General features: G+C 71.7%; 13 protein-coding genes. 6 read left to right on the forward strand and 7 right to left on the reverse strand.

Annotated features, from left to right (window positions below):
* Window positions 1-259 precede the first annotated feature (259 nt).
* Genes PUT80_RS45170 through PUT80_RS45185 form a run of 4 tightly spaced genes read right to left on the reverse strand, consistent with a single transcriptional unit; the run spans window position 260 to window position 2,447 of the window.
* Window positions 260-958, reverse strand: a complete 699-nt coding sequence (locus PUT80_RS45170) for an ESX secretion-associated protein EspG (protein WP_037812452.1) — start codon at window positions 956-958, stop codon at window positions 260-262.
* The gene (locus tag PUT80_RS45175; protein ID WP_037812454.1) at window positions 955-1,524 is read right to left on the reverse strand and encodes a PPE domain-containing protein; all 570 of its coding nucleotides are present in this window, start codon (window positions 1,522-1,524) and stop codon (window positions 955-957) included. The genes PUT80_RS45170 and PUT80_RS45175 overlap by 4 nt, the downstream gene beginning before the upstream one ends.
* 22 nt (window positions 1,525-1,546) lie before the next feature.
* Window positions 1,547-2,089, reverse strand: coding sequence for a DUF3558 domain-containing protein (locus PUT80_RS45180; protein ID WP_199817620.1), 543 nt, complete (start codon window positions 2,087-2,089; stop codon window positions 1,547-1,549).
* Window positions 2,082-2,447: a hypothetical protein gene (locus tag PUT80_RS45185; protein ID WP_037812795.1), complete on the reverse strand. Its 366-nt coding sequence runs from the start codon at window positions 2,445-2,447 to the stop codon at window positions 2,082-2,084. The genes PUT80_RS45180 and PUT80_RS45185 overlap by 8 nt, the downstream gene beginning before the upstream one ends.
* Before the next feature lie 357 nt (window positions 2,448-2,804).
* Here PUT80_RS45185 and PUT80_RS45190 point away from each other — a divergent pair, with 357 nt between their 5' ends.
* The 3 genes from PUT80_RS45190 to PUT80_RS45200 all read left to right on the forward strand — a co-directional run bounded on the left by PUT80_RS45190 (window position 2,805) and on the right by PUT80_RS45200 (window position 7,715).
* On the forward strand, window positions 2,805-3,776 hold the full coding sequence (locus PUT80_RS45190) for a MoxR family ATPase (protein ID WP_078870446.1): 972 nt from the start codon (window positions 2,805-2,807) through the stop codon (window positions 3,774-3,776).
* A gap of 32 nt (window positions 3,777-3,808) precedes the next feature.
* On the forward strand, window positions 3,809-5,080 hold the full coding sequence (locus tag PUT80_RS45195; protein WP_037812457.1) for a DUF58 domain-containing protein: 1,272 nt from the start codon (window positions 3,809-3,811) through the stop codon (window positions 5,078-5,080).
* A gap of 76 nt (window positions 5,081-5,156) precedes the next feature.
* Window positions 5,157-7,715 (forward strand): DUF3488 and transglutaminase-like domain-containing protein, encoded by a 2,559-nt coding sequence (locus PUT80_RS45200; RefSeq protein WP_275295812.1) that lies wholly within the window; start codon window positions 5,157-5,159, stop codon window positions 7,713-7,715.
* 494 nt (window positions 7,716-8,209) lie between these two features.
* On the opposite strand, the gene PUT80_RS45205 is transcribed toward PUT80_RS45200, so the two are convergent.
* The 3 genes from PUT80_RS45205 to PUT80_RS45215 form a co-directional block, all read right to left on the reverse strand.
* Complete coding sequence (locus PUT80_RS45205; protein WP_043827044.1) at window positions 8,210-8,614, reverse strand: DUF3040 domain-containing protein; 405 nt, start codon at window positions 8,612-8,614, stop codon at window positions 8,210-8,212.
* Between the two features lie 1,012 nt (window positions 8,615-9,626).
* A complete protein-coding gene (gene dinB / locus PUT80_RS45210) occupies window positions 9,627-10,844 on the reverse strand; it encodes a DNA polymerase IV (protein ID WP_275295816.1) in 1,218 nt (405 codons plus the stop codon).
* Between the two features lie 134 nt (window positions 10,845-10,978).
* Complete coding sequence (locus PUT80_RS45215) at window positions 10,979-11,704, reverse strand: methyltransferase domain-containing protein (protein WP_275295813.1); 726 nt, start codon at window positions 11,702-11,704, stop codon at window positions 10,979-10,981.
* Window positions 11,705-11,815: 111 nt separating this feature from the next.
* Between PUT80_RS45215 and PUT80_RS45220 the strand changes: the two genes are divergently transcribed.
* The 3 genes from PUT80_RS45220 to PUT80_RS45230 all read left to right on the forward strand — a co-directional run bounded on the left by PUT80_RS45220 (window position 11,816) and on the right by PUT80_RS45230 (window position 14,438).
* Window positions 11,816-12,667 (forward strand): ParA family protein, encoded by an 852-nt coding sequence (locus PUT80_RS45220; RefSeq protein WP_037812467.1) that lies wholly within the window; start codon window positions 11,816-11,818, stop codon window positions 12,665-12,667.
* 3 nt (window positions 12,668-12,670) lie between these two features.
* Window positions 12,671-13,489 carry a DNA-formamidopyrimidine glycosylase family protein gene (locus PUT80_RS45225; protein ID WP_275295814.1) on the forward strand — a complete coding sequence of 273 codons (819 nt, stop codon included), beginning with the start codon at window positions 12,671-12,673 and terminating at the stop codon, window positions 13,487-13,489.
* Window positions 13,490-13,865: 376 nt separating this feature from the next.
* Entirely contained in the window at window positions 13,866-14,438 is a 573-nt protein-coding gene (locus tag PUT80_RS45230; protein WP_275295815.1) for a GNAT family protein, read from the forward strand.
* The last annotated feature ends 501 nt before the right edge of the window (window positions 14,439-14,939 follow it).

The raw sequence follows: 14,939 nt of genomic DNA on the forward strand, positions 1-14,939 counted from the left end.
GATCTGGGACGGGTGGGGGAACCGGTGGGGGCTGGTGGGGACGCGGGTGGAGCGGGGTGGGGAGCCGCGGCGAGGCCTGGCGGTGGGGCCAGCCGGGTGGGGCTCGGCGGGGAGTCCGGCGCAAGCGGCGGCCAACCGCGGTCGTGCGTGGCGATGCCGCTGAGAACCGGCATCGTCGCGCACGAGTCCGCCGCCAGCCGGTCGACCGTCCACTCGCGACACCGGCGCGGCCGCCACCGTCCACTTCAGACGCGCCGGGTCAGCGCGGCACCAGCTCCATGACCCGCTCGGCCAGCCGCGCGCTGTCGACCGGGGACACCGTCACCCACTCCTGCCCGCCGCGTCCGGGCGAGCTCACCGCCGAATACGCCCCGGCGTCCGTGTCGAACCACGTCAGCCCGCCGGTCCTGGCGAGTTTGCCCGCCCGGTCGCGGACGTGGACGGTGAACTGGCCCGCCGCGTACACCGGCCGGGACTGGATCGCCCGCAGCTCCTCCCCCTGCGCGCCGCCCGGCGGCTCCCCCGCCGCGGGCAGCCGGACGCCGTAACCGGGTCCGGCCGAGAGTTCGGGCAGCACGTCGACGATCGCCGAGGCCAGTTCGCTCTCCCCGATGCCGCGCACGCCGATCGTCCGCGCCGGCTGCACCGCCAGCACCGCGTTCCGTCCGCGAAGAGCGGCGACCGCGCGGAACGGTTCGTCGGCGGTCATGTCGGCGAGCGCCTCGCACTCCACATACCGTTCCGCGGACGCCAGCACGCGGAGGCTGTTCTCCAGCGCGGCGTCGAGACGGCCGTCGAAGAGGCCGCGGTCGCCGAGGTTCCGGTAGACCTCCGCGCGGATCGCGGAGCGGTCGGCGTCGGTCTCCCCCACGCTGCGCACCGCCAGCGGCGCGGGCGGGGCGTCGAGGCCGAGGTCGGCCCAGACGATGTCGAACGCGGACGCCGACAGGCTGATCAAGCCGGCCCCGCGCCGAGCGGCGGGACCGCGGGGAACTCGCCTTCGGGCAGGAGTCCGCGCAACGCCGTGTCACGGGTGCGCAGGACGTCGATCGCCTTCTGCCGGGCAGCTTCGGCTTCGGCGCGCCGCTCGTCCATCGCGGACGACAGCCCGGCCAGCCGCACCAGGTCCCCGCTCGCCGCGGCGGACCGGATCATCGCCGCCGGGTCGAAGTCCACCGGCGCGGGCATGTCCGCGCGCGCCCGGGCGGCGACCTCGGCCTGTCCCTGCACGGCCTCCCCGACCTTCGCCGACACCACGGAGGTTTCGGCCAGCCAGCCGGACGCCTTGCCGAGCACTTTCCGCATCGCGTCGCCGGCGTCGCCCTGCCAGGCTTCCTCGCTGCCCGCGGACAGCGCGATCAGCCCGCCGAGCGAGTCCTCGAGCCGCTGCGACAGCCCGGCCCACCGCGTGCCCGACTCGCCGGCCGCGGCCGGGTCGTTGCCGTCGACCGCCTGCGCGGCCAGCGCCGCGTGGCTGAACGCTTCGTACCGGGCCGTCGGCTCGGGGGCCGGGGTGTCGGTCACGACTTTCCTCCTCGCACGGGGTTCACGGCAGCTTCGGCTCGACCAGCCCGGCCACGTCGCCCGCCCGCGAGCAGGCGAGGTCCGAGTCGGCGAAGTTCGCGTTGTTCACGTCGACCTGCACGCTCTGCGCGCCGCCGACGTCGAGCAGCACCGCGCACGTGCCGCGGCGGCCGGACACCTGCACCGCCTGGTGCGAGCCGACCTCCTTCTTGGTGCGCTTGCCGTCGGAGAGGTCGAGGTTGGCCAGCCCGTTGGTTTCGTCGAGGGTGACGGTGACGCCGAAGGTCGAGGGCACCGTCCAGTCGCAGGCGCGCGCCTCGCCGATCGTCTTCGGCTTGCCCTGCCCGGTGAGCCCGGCCGACGACCGGTCCTGCGGCGAGAGCAGCGTGCAGGGGTCGAGCTTGGCCAGCGAAGGAGCGGAGGAGGACGGCGGCGGAGCGGGCGGGCCTCCGTCGGCGGGCGCGGCGTGCGAGAGGCCGGGCATCCGGCCGCAGGAAACGAGCATCGTCAGCCCGGCGAGCGGGAGAAAAAGGAGCGCGGCGCGCGCCGCGGAACGGTCAGCCACCGGTGCAGTCCACGCCTTCGGCGGCTTCGCTGTCCTGGTCGCGGTATTTCTCGAGCGCGCCGCCGATGCGTTTCTTCAGCCCGGCGATTTCCTTCCCGAACGCGGTGAGGCTGTCGACCGCCGAACCGTCGCGGCCGAGGCCGTACTTCGCCATGAAAGCGCCGACCTCGCCGGCGTACCCGCCGCCCAGCGGCACCGACCGGCCGAGCACCGCGGCCTCGCGGACCATCTCGCCGACGACGTCCTGCAGCTCGCCGAGCTTCGCGTACGTCGCGGTCGCCAGTTCGGGCGTGACCGCGAACCGGCCGCCGGACAGTCCCGGGAGCCCGGCTTTCCGTTCCGCCTCGGCCTCGCTCATGCGCGGATGCACCTCTTCCGACGTCGAACCGTGGTCGGGCGACTTCGTTTCGGAGCATACGACAGTGCATACGGTCAGCGGGATCACCTGAAAATGCCTCATAATCACCCGTAAGAAGGAGTGCTGAGGTGGCTGGGCGTCACCATGAAACGATCTCGGGGTTCCGCCGCCCGGTTCTCCCGGGTTTGACACACTGGGGAGCACGCTGGGCAGGCGCGCATCCCCGCCGGTTCCCGCCCAGCCATTGCGCCACCAGGAGGTCGAGTGACGTCGAGAATCCAGTCCGCTTCCCCCGCCGGAGGTCACGGCAACGGGTCCGGGCAGCCGCCGTACCCGGCGGTCGAGTCCCCGGACGGGCTGGCAGCGGTCCCGGCGGCCGGGCTCGGCGAACTGCACGACGCCGCGCGCCGGATCGCCGCGAACGTGGAACGCGTCCTCGTCGGCAAGCCGGACGTCATCCGGATCGCGCTGGTGACCCTCCTGGCCGAGGGTCACCTGCTCGTCGAGGACGTGCCGGGCGTCGGCAAGACCTCGCTCGCGAAGGCGCTCGCGCGCTCGATCGACTGCACCGTCAGCCGCGTGCAGTTCACGCCCGACCTGCTGCCCAGCGACGTCACCGGCGTCTCCATCTACAACCGGCAGACCGGCGAGTTCGAGTTCCGGCCCGGCCCGGTGTTCGCGAACATCGTGGTCGGCGACGAGATCAACCGGGCCTCGCCGAAGACGCAGTCCGCGCTGCTGGAGTGCATGGAGGAGCACCAGGTCACGGTCGACACGAGCACCTACCGGCTCGGCGCGCCGTTCATGGTCATCGCGACGCAGAACCCGATCGAGATGGAGGGCACCTACGCGCTGCCCGAGGCCCAGCGCGACCGGTTCACCGCGCGGGTGTCCATCGGCTACCCCGACCAGCAGGCCGAACTGGCCATGGTCGACGAGCACTCCGGGCACAACCCGCTCGCGGACCTGGAGCCGGTGTCCGACGGCGAGACGATGCTGCGGCTGATCGAGACCGTCCGCGGCGTGCACATCGCGCCGGAGGTCCGCCGGTACGCCGTCGACGTCGTGTCGGCGACCCGGCAGGTGCCGGAGATCCGGCTCGGCGCCTCGCCGCGGGCGACGCTGCACCTGGTCCGGGCCGCACGCGCGCAGGCCGCGCTGTCCGGGCGCGACTACGTGGTGCCCGACGACCTGCACACGGTCGCCGTGCCCGTGCTGGCGCACCGGCTGGTGCTCACCACCGAGGCGCACGCCGCCCGCCGTTCGGCGACCGACGTGGTCCGCGCGGTGCTGCACCGCGTCCCCGTCCCCCAGGGCTCGGCCCGCTGAGGCGCGTCCCGCTACCCGAGTAGGGAATCCGCATGCTGCGCGCGCTTTCCGGCCTCACCACCCGAGGCCGCTGCCTCCTCGCCGCCGGGATCGCGGCCGCGGTGTGCTCGCTGGTGCTCAACGAACGCGACCTGCTGCGGGTCGCGGTGTTCGTCGTCGCCCTTCCGCTGCTGGTCGCCGCCTACATTTCGGCGACCCGGCTGCGTCTCGGCGCCGCGCGCTCCTTGCGCCCGGACCGGGTCGCGGCGGGCGCGACCGGCGAGGTCGACCTGGAACTGTGGCGCAGCGGACGGCTGCCCGGCGGCGAGGTGCTGCTGGAGGACGGCGTGCCGTACGCGCTGGGCGCCCGCCCGCGGTTCGTGGTCGAACGGCTGCCGCACGACCGGCGCGTGCTGCTGCGGTATCCGCTGCGTCCGGCCATGCGCGGGATCCAGCAGGTGGGCCCGTTGCGCGCGACGATCACCGACCCGTTCGGGCTGTGCGAATTCGAACGCGAGCTGATCGGCCATTCGCGGCTGGTCGTCGTGCCGCGCGCGGTGTCGTTGTGGGGGCTGCCCGGCGGAGCCGGGGCCGGCGCGGGCGACGACGGAAGCGTCCGGCTGCATTCCGGGCAGGGCGAGCCGGACGTGATCGTGCGGCACTACCGCACCGGCGACGACATGCGGAAGGTCCACTGGCGGTCGACCGCGCGGCGCGACGAGATCATGGTCCGCATCGAGGAACGCCCTTGGCGCGGCGGCACGACAGTATTGCTGGACCACCGCGCCGCGGCGCACCACGGGAGCGGGCCCGCGGCGAGCCTGGAGTGGGCGGTCTCGTTCGCCGCTTCGGTGTCGCTGCATCTGCGGCGGACAGGCCACCGGGTCCGGCTGGTGACCGAACACGGCATCTCGCTCGCCGACTCTCCCGCCGACGGCGGCGAGGGCTACGACAACCTGGTGCTCGACGCGCTGGCCGCGCTCCAGCCCGCGCACCAGCGAGACGTGACGCTCGGCCACGACCCGGCCGAGGGACAGGAACTGATCGCGATCCTGGGCACGGTGAGCGCGGAATCGGTGCACGAGCTGACGCGGTACCGGGCGCGCGGAGTCCGCAGTCTCGCCGTCCTTCTGGATACTCCGGCCTGGGCGGGTTCGGCCTCGCCGGACCACCTCGCCGCGGCGACCGAGGAGTCGGCGGAGCTGCTGCGCGGAGCTGGCTGGGGCGTCGTGGTGGCCGGTCCGCGGACGCCGATGCCCGAGGTGTGGGGGCTGCTGTGCCGTGCGGGGACCCACCGGTCGACGGTGATCGGCGGGACGCGATGAAACTGACGAAGACCGTCGTGCGCGGCAATGCCGGTTCTCACCGGCTTCGCCACGCACGAGCACGCAGGGGGATCCGATGACCACCACCGCTCCCCGCCCGTCCAGCGCGCCGCCGATCCCGCACACCCCGACCCCGCAGCCCACCGATCCGCCGCCCGCGTGGCGGAGCAGCGTGCTGCCGCCGATCGCGGCCGGGCTCGCGACGCTGTGCGCGTCCACGTCGCTGACCAGCGTCGTCTCCGGCTGGGCGTGGTTCGGGTACATTTTCGTCGCCGTCGTGCTGGTCGCGGGCACCGGGCTGGCGCTCCGTTCGCTGCGCGCGCCGACCGTCGTCGCCGGGTTCGGGCAGCTGTTCGTGCTGCTGTTCCTCATCACCGGGGCGTTCACGACCCAGGGCGTGCTCACGATTTTCCCCGGCCCCACCGCCTTCGGCGAACTGCAGGCCACGCTCACCGCCGCGGCCGAGCAGATCCGGACCGGCCTCCCGCCGGTCGACAGCACCCAGCCGATCCTGTGCCTCGTCACGATCGCGATCGGCCTGGTCGCGGTGCTGGTCGACACGCTCGCCGTCGCCGCGGCGGCACCCGCGGCGACCGGGCTCGTGCTGCTCTGTGTGTACGCGGTGCCCGCGGCGCTGTCGGACGACTTGATGCCGTGGTGGACGTTCGTGCTCGGCGCCGGTGCCTTCGCGTGTCTGCTCGCGCTTGACGGAAACCACCGGCACCGCCGCTGGCGCAACCGTGACGCGCCCGGCTCCGGCGGCATGCTGCGGCTCGCGCAGGCCCCGGTGGCCGTGGTCAGTTCGGCGATCGTGCTCGGCCTGCTGGGCGGCGGGATCACCATGGTCGGGACGGTCGGCAAGATCCCGTTCGGTTCCGGCCCGGGCGGCGACGGGGACGGGACCGGCGGCTTCGGCATCGCGCCGTTCACGCAGCTGCGCGGACTGCTCGACCAGGGCCAGAACACCGAACTGTTCCAGGTCCGCGGCCTCGGCCCGGATCGGCGGCTGATGCGCGCGTTCACCTTGGACACCTACACGCCGAACAAGGGCTGGGGCCTGCGCGCCGGCGGCCAGGCGCAGACCGGCGTGCTCGCGAACAGCACGCTGCCCGCCGCGCCCGGCGACGACGGCACCGGCGTGTCTCGGCAGATCCAGATCCAGCCGACGCGCTGGGTCGACAACTGGCTGCCGGTCTACGGCGCCCCGCGCGCGCTCCGGGGCGTGCCGCCGCAGTGGCTGTACGACCGGGTCAGCGGCTCGGTGTTCACCACGACGAGCGAACCCGCCCCGGCGTACGTGGAAACCGCGTCGCTGAAGGAGCCGACCGCCGCCGAATTGCGCGACGCCGCCCCGAAATCCGACGAGGTCCCCGCGCTGTACACGCGGATCGGCCAGGTCGACCCGCGCGTCACGGCGCTGACCGACCAGCTCACCGCGGGCAAGTCGAACAACTTCGACCGGGCGACCGCGCTGTGGCAGTACTTCAGCGCGCAGAACGGTTTCGTGTACGACACGAAGACCGCGGACGCCACCGACGCCGACGCGCTCGCCGACTTCATCCTCAAGGGAAAACGGGGCTACTGCGAGCAATACGCGTCGGCGATGGCGGTGATGCTGCGGGTCGCGCACATCCCCGCGCGCGTCGCGATCGGCTTCACTCCCGGCGTTTCCAAGGGCGACTACCAGTCGATCAGCTCGCAGGACGCGCACGCGTGGGTCGAGGCGTACTTCGGCGACAAGGGCTGGGTCAGCTTCGACCCGACCCCGCTCGCCGACGGCCGCGGCATCGTCCCGCCGTATCTCCAGCAGAACACCCAGAACCCGCAACAGCCCAACGCGACCGACGACCTCCCGACGGCCCCGCGCTCCGCCTCCCCGTCGACCGGCGCGTCGGCCGACAAGACCCACGACCAGGCCGCACCCGCCACCCCCGCCGACACGACCCCGGACGACAGCTGGATGACCTGGCTGGCGCTCGCCCTCGCGGTTCTGGGCGCCGCCGCCGTGGCCACGTCGTACTTCCTGCGCCGCCGCCCGCGTCCCGGCATGGCCCCGTCCGGCGTCCCGCCGGGCGCCACGCCGGACGGGAACGTGCTGGTCAGAAACCCGGTCGCCGCCCCGACCCCGTTGCACCTGGCCGCGTTGTGGCTGCCGCTGACCGGAGCGGTCCTGCTGGTCGCCGCGATCGGCCTGCTGGCCGGCACGGTGTCATGGTGGTTCGCCGCGGTGGTGGTCCTGATCCTCGCCGCGACCGGCGGCCCCGCTGCGCTGCGCGACCTGACGCGCCGCCGTCACCTCCAGACGATCGCCACGCACTCCTCCGGTGCCGCCGACGCGGCTTGGCGCGAGCTGAAGGCCGAGTGCGCGGACAGAGACCTGCCGATCTCCGACAGCGACACGGTTCGCGTGGCGGGCGGGAAGATCGCCGAACGCCACCGCCTGGACGACTCGGGCCGGGAGGCGTTGCGGACTGTGCTGGGCGCGGTGGAACGCAGCTGGTACAGCGACGAGGCGATTCCGGATGCGACCTTGGAGCCCGCTTTCGGACAGCTGCGGGAAAGCCTGCGCCGGACGGCCCCGTTGTCGATGCGCGGTCGGTTGTTCCCCCGATCGGTCATTCGCCGACGACGGTGAGCTTCACGGGGTCGCGTTGGCTGGGGTGTGAAGCCTGAGCCAGCGCGGCCTGGTCTTGCCTAAGCGGCGCGCGCAGATCGCGGTGGTGCATTTGTTGGGTGCGGTGGGACGAGCCAAACCATCCGGATGCGTTCCGCCGCGGCAAATCCCAGACTGCTGTCCCGCCTCAGCCTTTGCACTGCCGCGCCCTCGCCGCTCTCGGGGGCCGTTTTCCACGAACTCCGCGCGGCCTGCTGGCTCTGATCGACCTCGGCGAATCCGCTCACCCCGGCACGCTGCGACACCTCGCCCGATCCGGTGCCGTATTCGGCAGCACCGCATGCCCCGGGGCGCGACGCAACTCCTCGTCGCGCATCCCGACCGGGCGCACACGAGCCAGGCCTGCCCCGACAATCCGGGGCGGGAAATGGTGTCCCGCTAGCCGGTGCAGTCCGTGCCCGCGCACGAGAAACCGCGCTCCGCCCCGAGGGGAGAAGCGCGGATTCGCCGTCGTGCTATTGGCCTTCGAAGCGCTGGCGGAAACGTTCCTCCATGCGCTGCGTGAAGGAGCTCTTGCGGCCGGATTGCTTCCCCCCGCCGCCTCCGTCGTCATGGCTGTTCTTGCCGCCGCTGTCGCTGTGGCGCAGCGACGTCACGGCCATCATGACCCCGAAGAACATCACGAGGAACCCGAGCACGCTGACCACCGGCACGTCGGCTACCCGCAATACCGGGATCACCACACCGAGCACCAGCAGCGCAACGCCCACCACGAACAGGGCGATCCCCTGGATGCGCCGACGGCGCGCGGGTCGGCGCAACCGGGTGCCGCGCACCGTGGATGCGAACTTGGGGTCCTCGGCATAGAGCTCGCGCTCGATCTGGTCGAGCAGCCGCTGCTCATGCTCGGAGAGTGGCATCTTTCCTCCTCCGGCACAGCTGTCGCGGGCGCCGGGCCGCGCAACGTCCTGGACCCAACAGCCAACCCCAGGCGGGGTGGCACTGTCCAGGATACGAGCCCCGCGCTCGTCCGACTACCCGATCCCCGATCCGGAAATGATCGAATCGGGGGAAATCCCGCAGAACGCGGGTTGACAGTGCGTCACCGCGACGGAAGTCACCCCCATCGGCGCAGTCCAGGGCCCTGCGCCGCCCCGTCGGCCTCCCCCGGGCGGGGTCCCTCGTCACGGAGAGAAACCGTCTCCGCGCCGACCACCCGCCCTGCCGACGCCCCCGCCGGACCGATCTTCCGCCGATCGATACCGTCCGCGATTCATTCACCCGGAGGCATCCGGGATCGGCAATTCCTCACCGCTCGAACAGCCCGGCTCCCGCTAACTCAGCGCGACTGACGGAACCCTGTTCCGGGCCTTGCTCGACCGCCTCGAACCGGGCATCGATTGTCGATTGGGCGGTCATTCCGGTGAATCGCCCACGAATCCGTCGAGGCGGATGAATCCGGCTAGACGGCCCGGCCGGACAGAGAAGCCTGCGCTCGGACGCGTGCGGGCGTGCCCGCCGCTGCCGTCCGAACGTCTGCGGTGCCAGAACGGCGACGGCCACACGCCCAGCAGTCGCCTGGGCTTCCCAGCGGTGCCGAGACCTCCCAGCGCGCGATCAGCTCCCGGCCCCGAAGGCGGTATTGCCCGGGACACCGTTCCAGGCAGCGGGGCGGGCTTTCGACGAAGGCGAGGACGGGTGCTGTGCGGGTGAGCGGAAACGGGTTCCGCCGCGTTGCTGCAGGGCGTTGACGGGCGCGGCTTTCTGCGGGACGCAAAGCTCGGCGTACCCGCCGGACAGGCCAGCTCCGCTCTCCACCCCGCAACACCACCGCGGAGCGTTCACCGGCGAGGGAGCAACTCTCGGGCTTCCATCCGAACAGGCCAGCCGGGCCCGCCACCTCCCCCACCCTCACTCCCGCACTCGCCGCCCTCACTCCTCCCGGGGAGAAAGCAGCGAAGCAGGCCGGATAGCCGCCGAGCCGAATTTCAGTCTTGCGACGTCCGCAGCCACCTCCGCGTCCCGCCATCGAGGTTCGTCGTTCGCGAACGACAGTTGCTCGCCTCCGTCGCCGGTGTCCAGGCCTTCCACTCGCACTCCGATCAGCCGGACCGCTCCCGTCGGTGCGTGTTCGGTCAGCAGCTCGACTGCCGTGCGGTGGATGTCGCGGGCCACGTCCGTCGGGGAAAGCACGGTGCGCGCTCGGGTGATCGTGCGGAAATCGGCGAACCGCACCTTGATCGACACCGTCCTCCCGCGCAGCGCGCGCGATCGGAGCGTCGCCCCGACTCGTTCGGACAGGCGCAGCAACTCCAGGCTCAGCTCGCCGCGGTTCAGGACGTCGACGTCGAAGGTGTGCTCGGCTCCGATCGACTTCTCCGCCGACTCCGGTTCCACCGCTCGGTCGTCGTGGCCGTTCGCCAACGCCCACAGGTGATCCCCGACCGCTCGGCCCGCCGCGCGCCGCAGCCGGGCGGGCGGGGTGGCGGCGATGTCCGCGATCGTGTGCCAGCCGTGCTGGCGCAGCTGTTCTTCCGTCCGCTTGCCGACGCCCCACAGCGCCGACACCGGCAGCGGGTGCAGGAACTCCAGCGTCTCGGCCGCGGGGACGATCACCATCCCGTCTGGTTTGGCCATCCCCGAAGCCAGTTTCGCCACGAATTTGACCTTCGCGACCCCGACCGAGCACGTGATCCCGTGCTCGGCCTCCACCCGTTCCCGAATCCGCGCCCCCAGCGCACCCGGAGTGGTCCCCAGCCGCCGCAGTGCGCCTCCTACGTCCAGGAACGCCTCGTCCAGGCTCAGCGGCTCCACCAGCGGCGTCAGCTGCCGGAAAATCCCCATGACGCCGCGCGACACCTCGCCGTACAGCCCGGGCGTCGGCTGGATGCAGACCAGCTGCGGGCACAGCCGTTTGGCGGTGGCGAACGGCATGGCCGAGCGCACTCCGAAGCGCCGCGCCGGGTAGCTCGCCGCGGCGACGACCGAGCGCGGGCCGCCGCCGGACACGACGACCGGCTGGTCCGCCAGCTCCGGCCGGGTGCGCAGTTCGCACGACACGAAGAAGGCGTCCATGTCCACGTGCAGAATCGAGCAGCCGGTGTCGTCCGGCAGCTCGGTCGCGCCCGTGGTGACGCGGTAGCGGGCCATCCCGCTCGGCAGTTCGGCGTTTCTCCCCACGCCTCCGGACGCTACCTTCCGCCACCGACAATTCCCGGCGCGCGAGCACCGGCGACCACGCTTACGGGTGGTCCGGGACGGCTACCGCGGCAGAGCGGAGCGGATCAGCCCCGCCGGGCGATGGCGTGCAAGCGGCCCGCGACGTCGCGCAGCGCGGGCAACGCCGAGGCGCTCAGCTCGAACTCGGCCAGCTCGTCCTCGCGGACCTCGCCCGGCACGACGTCCGAGATCACCCGGTCGCCCTGCAGCAGCGTGACCTCAAGGCCGGCCGCCACGAGCGAATCGGTCAGCCCGGCGCTGTCGTACCGGCGCAGTACGGTGTCCCCCGCGACGATGCCGTCCGGGCCTTCCATCAGCTGCTGCGCCTCGGAGATCCGCCCGGCCAGCGCGCGATGCAGCACGGCCGCGTTGCGGTTGGCCACCAGCACCGACACGGCGCCGCCCGGCGACACAGCGGCGGCGAGCGCGTCGAGCACGGCGCGCGGGTCGTCCACGACCTCCAGCAGGCCGTGCGCCAGCACCAGGTCCGCCGATCCGGCCTGGACGTGCGCGGCGAGCGCGTCGGAGTCGTCCGCGATCACCGTGATCCGACCGGAGACGCCCTCCTCCTCGGCGCGGCGGCGCAGCGTCGCGAGCGCGTTCGGGTTCGGTTCGACCACGGTGACCAGGCATCCGGCCGAGGCGAACGGCACCGCCCAGCCGCCGCTCCCGCCGCCCACGTCGACGACGACCGGCTGCTCCACGCCGCGGGCGCGGGCGGCCCGCAGTTCGGCCTCGAGCGCCCGGCGAACAGCGCCCGAACCCCGGGCGGCCACGGTGTCGGTCTTCATGGCCGACAGGGTAATGGCCGCCGGTCACTTGCCGTGACCCGCGTGGCGCCGCAGCGGCGTTCGCCACCTTCCGGGCTACCGCCCCGGCGCACGGCCCGTAGGCTGTGTCGAGTGCACACGGTCGCCGTTCTCAGCCTCAAGGGTGGTGTCGGCAAAACGACGGTCGCGCTCGGTATCGCGTCGGCCGCGCTGCGTAGGGGAACCCGCACGCTCGTAGCCGACCTCGACCCGCAGGGCAACGCCACCACCTCGCTCGACCCGCCGTTCACCGACGCGACGCTCGCCGACGTGCTCGAGACGCCCGCGCGGGCCGTCCTCGAACGCGCGATCGCGCCCAGCGTCTGGAGCGAGGACATCGACGTGCTGGTCGGCGCCGAGGAGCTGGAGTCGCTCAACGAACCCGACTCCGACGGCCGCCGCCTGGAAAACCTCTCCCGCGCGCTCGACGAGCTGCATCAGCACCCGCTGCGCGAGGACCCGTACGAGCTGGCGATCATCGACTGCCCGCCGTCGCTCGGCCGGCTCACCAAATCGGCGCTCGTCGCGGCCGACAGCGCGCTCATTGTGACTGAACCCACAATGTATGCCGTCGCCGGTGCGCAGCGCGCGCTCGAGGCGATCGAACGGATCCGCGAGGACAGCAATCCGTCGCTGCGACCGATCGGCGTGCTGGTGAACAAGCTGCGCGTGCGGTCGTACGAGCACCAGTTCCGGGTCTCGGAGCTGCGCGAGAACTTCGGTTCGCTGGTGATGCCGACCGCGATCCCCGACCGGCTCGCGGTGCAGCAGGCCCAGGGCGCGTGCAGCCCGATCCACGAATGGCATTCCCCTGGCGCACAAGAGATCGCGCTGACCTTCAACATGGTCCTCGCCAAGATCCTGCGCTCCAACCGCGCCGGACGGCACCGCGTGCGCGCCGAGGAGGAAGCGGTGCAGGCGGAAGTGTCGGAAACCGCGGGCTGAACCGTGCCCGAGGGCGACACCGTATTCCTGGCCGGAAAACTGCTCGACCGCGCGCTCGCCGGGAAAACGTTGGTGCGCGGGCAGTTCCGGCACCCTGAACTGGCCACTGTGGACCTCGCGGGCCGGGAGGTCCACGGCGTCGGCACCGTCGGGAAGCATCTCTTCACACGCTTCTCCGGCGACCTGACGCTGCACAGCCACCTGCGCATGGACGGCTCGTGGAAAATCCAGCCCGCCGGCGCGAAGTGGCCGATGCCCGCCCATCACGCTCGCGTCGTGCTGATGACCGAGGACGTCCAGGCGATCGGTTTCCGGTTGCACGACCTGAAACTGCTGCCCACCGCCGAGGAACACACTCTCGTCGACCACCTCGGCCCGGACCTGCTCGATCCACAGTGGACGGACGAGCACGCCGCGCTGGCCGCCGCCAACCTCGCCGCGAAACCGGACCGCGAACTCGGCGACGCACTGCTCGACCAGCGCATCATGACCGGCGTCGGCAACCTCTACAAGTGCGAGATCTCTTTCCTGCTAGGGGTTTCCCCGTGGACCCCAGTGTCCGAAGTGGACCCCGCACGAGCCGTGGCGCTCGCCCGGAAGCTGCTGGTAGCCAACGCCTGGCGGCACGAACAGGCCACCACCGGCGACCTCCGCCGCGGCCGCCGCACCTGGGTCTACGAACGCACCCGCCAGGGCTGCTTCCGCTGCGGCGGCCCGCTGCTGGTGCGCCAGCAGGGCGACGGCCAGTACCAGCGTCCGACCTGGTGCTGCCCGCGCTGCCAGCCCGGCCCCGTCCCGGCCGATGGACCGCCGCGCAAATGATGTTGCCGTACCTAGAGGTTCGCGGTTAGCGTGGCAGTACACGAGAGAGGAGGTGGTCCTAAGTTGTATTCACACAGGACTCGTGAGGTGGCTGTCCGCTAGCGGATGGCACGTGTAGGGACTTTGAGCAGCGATGCAACAAGAGCCACCTTCGGCTCATCGCCTGCTTCACGTGCTGCCTGCTGACGAATACCAGGCAGTCACCGGGTTCCCGGGGTTCTCGAGCACCGGTCCGGCTCGAGCCTGGACGCTGACGGCGTCCAGGAGACGCCCCGGGAATTTCCATGTCCGCACGCGGCTCCGCGCGTGTTTTTTCCGCGCCAGGCGATCACCGCGGCGGTTCCTGCGGGCACGCGGAAGTCGCTAGGCTGGGAGGATGCTCAGGCCGGACTATCCGATCAGCACCGAACGCCTGCTCCTCCGCCCGTTCCGGGACGATGATCTCGATGCCCTGAACTCGTTCCAGTCCCGCGCGGACGTCGTCCGCTACCTGTACTGGGGACCGCGCAGCCGTGCGGAATCCGCCGCCGCGCTGGCGAAGCGCGTGCACAGCGCGACGCTGTCGGAGGAAGGCCAGTTCCTCGCCGTCGCCGTGGAACTCGCCGAAACCGGGCAGCTCATCGGCGACCTCAACCTCGAATACCTCAGCGCCGAACACCGCCAGGGCGAGATCGGCTTCGTCTTCCACCCCGACCACCACGGAAAAGGCCTGGCCCTGGAGGCAACGCGCGAGGTCCTGCGCCTCGGCTTCGAAGACCTGGGCCTGCACCGCATCATCGGCCGCTGCGACGGCCGCAACACCGCGTCGGCGACCTTGATGGAACGGCTGGGCATGCGCCAGGAAGCACGCCTGCGGGAAAACGAGATCGTCAAGGGCGAATGGACCGACGAGCTGGTCTACGCCATGTTGGAAGACGAGTGGAAAGCCGGCGCCGCGAGGCAAAACTGATCCGCTCTGGTCGTGAGGGGCTCCTTCACGGACCACCGCCGCACTCGCCCGCCCGCGCCGCCGCAGCGATGCGCCCCAATGCGGCATTGGGTGCGTCACACGCACCGAACGCCACATTGGGTGCATCGCACGCACCCAATGCCACATTGGGGAGCCTTCATCCTGGTTTGCCCTGATCAGGCTAGTGAACGAGCACGAGCAACGCCCAGAGCCGAATGGTGGCGCGGCGCAGGTTGAGCCGCAACTCGCCGAAGATTCGCCAACTCTCGAGAGCCGCGAAGCCCCATCCCACGAAGCAACCCGCGGCCGATGCACCCACGATCGAGGCACCCAGCCCCACCCCCCGCAACCGATGCACCCAACGAGCGAGGCACCCAGCCCCTCCCCCGCACCCCGATACGAAGCCTCCCTGCGGTCTGGGGGTGCTTGTCAAGGCATCTTTCCCGCCTTGACAAGCACCCCCAGACCGTCAGCACAATCAAGCTTCGGGGTGCCCCACGC

The organism is Amycolatopsis sp. La24, assembly GCF_029087445.1.
GTDB classification, from domain to species: Bacteria; Actinomycetota; Actinomycetes; order Mycobacteriales; family Pseudonocardiaceae; genus Amycolatopsis; species Amycolatopsis nivea.

Excerpts from the sequence above, each read along its gene's own strand:
- PUT80_RS45185 (WP_037812795.1), bottom strand. The coding sequence starts at position 2,447 with ATGAGCGAGGCCGAGGCGGAACGGAAAGCCGGGCTCCCGGGACTGTCC.
- PUT80_RS45195 (WP_037812457.1), top strand. The coding sequence starts at position 3,809 with ATGCTGCGCGCGCTTTCCGGCCTCACCACCCGAGGCCGCTGCCTCCTC.
- PUT80_RS45200 (WP_275295812.1), top strand. The coding sequence starts at position 5,157 with ATGACCACCACCGCTCCCCGCCCGTCCAGCGCGCCGCCGATCCCGCAC.
- PUT80_RS45205 (WP_043827044.1), bottom strand. The coding sequence starts at position 8,614 with ATGCCACTCTCCGAGCATGAGCAGCGGCTGCTCGACCAGATCGAGCGC.
- dinB (WP_275295816.1), bottom strand. The coding sequence starts at position 10,844 with ATGGCCCGCTACCGCGTCACCACGGGCGCGACCGAGCTGCCGGACGAC.
- PUT80_RS45215 (WP_275295813.1), bottom strand. The coding sequence starts at position 11,704 with ATGAAGACCGACACCGTGGCCGCCCGGGGTTCGGGCGCTGTTCGCCGG.
- PUT80_RS45230 (WP_275295815.1), top strand. The coding sequence starts at position 13,866 with ATGCTCAGGCCGGACTATCCGATCAGCACCGAACGCCTGCTCCTCCGC.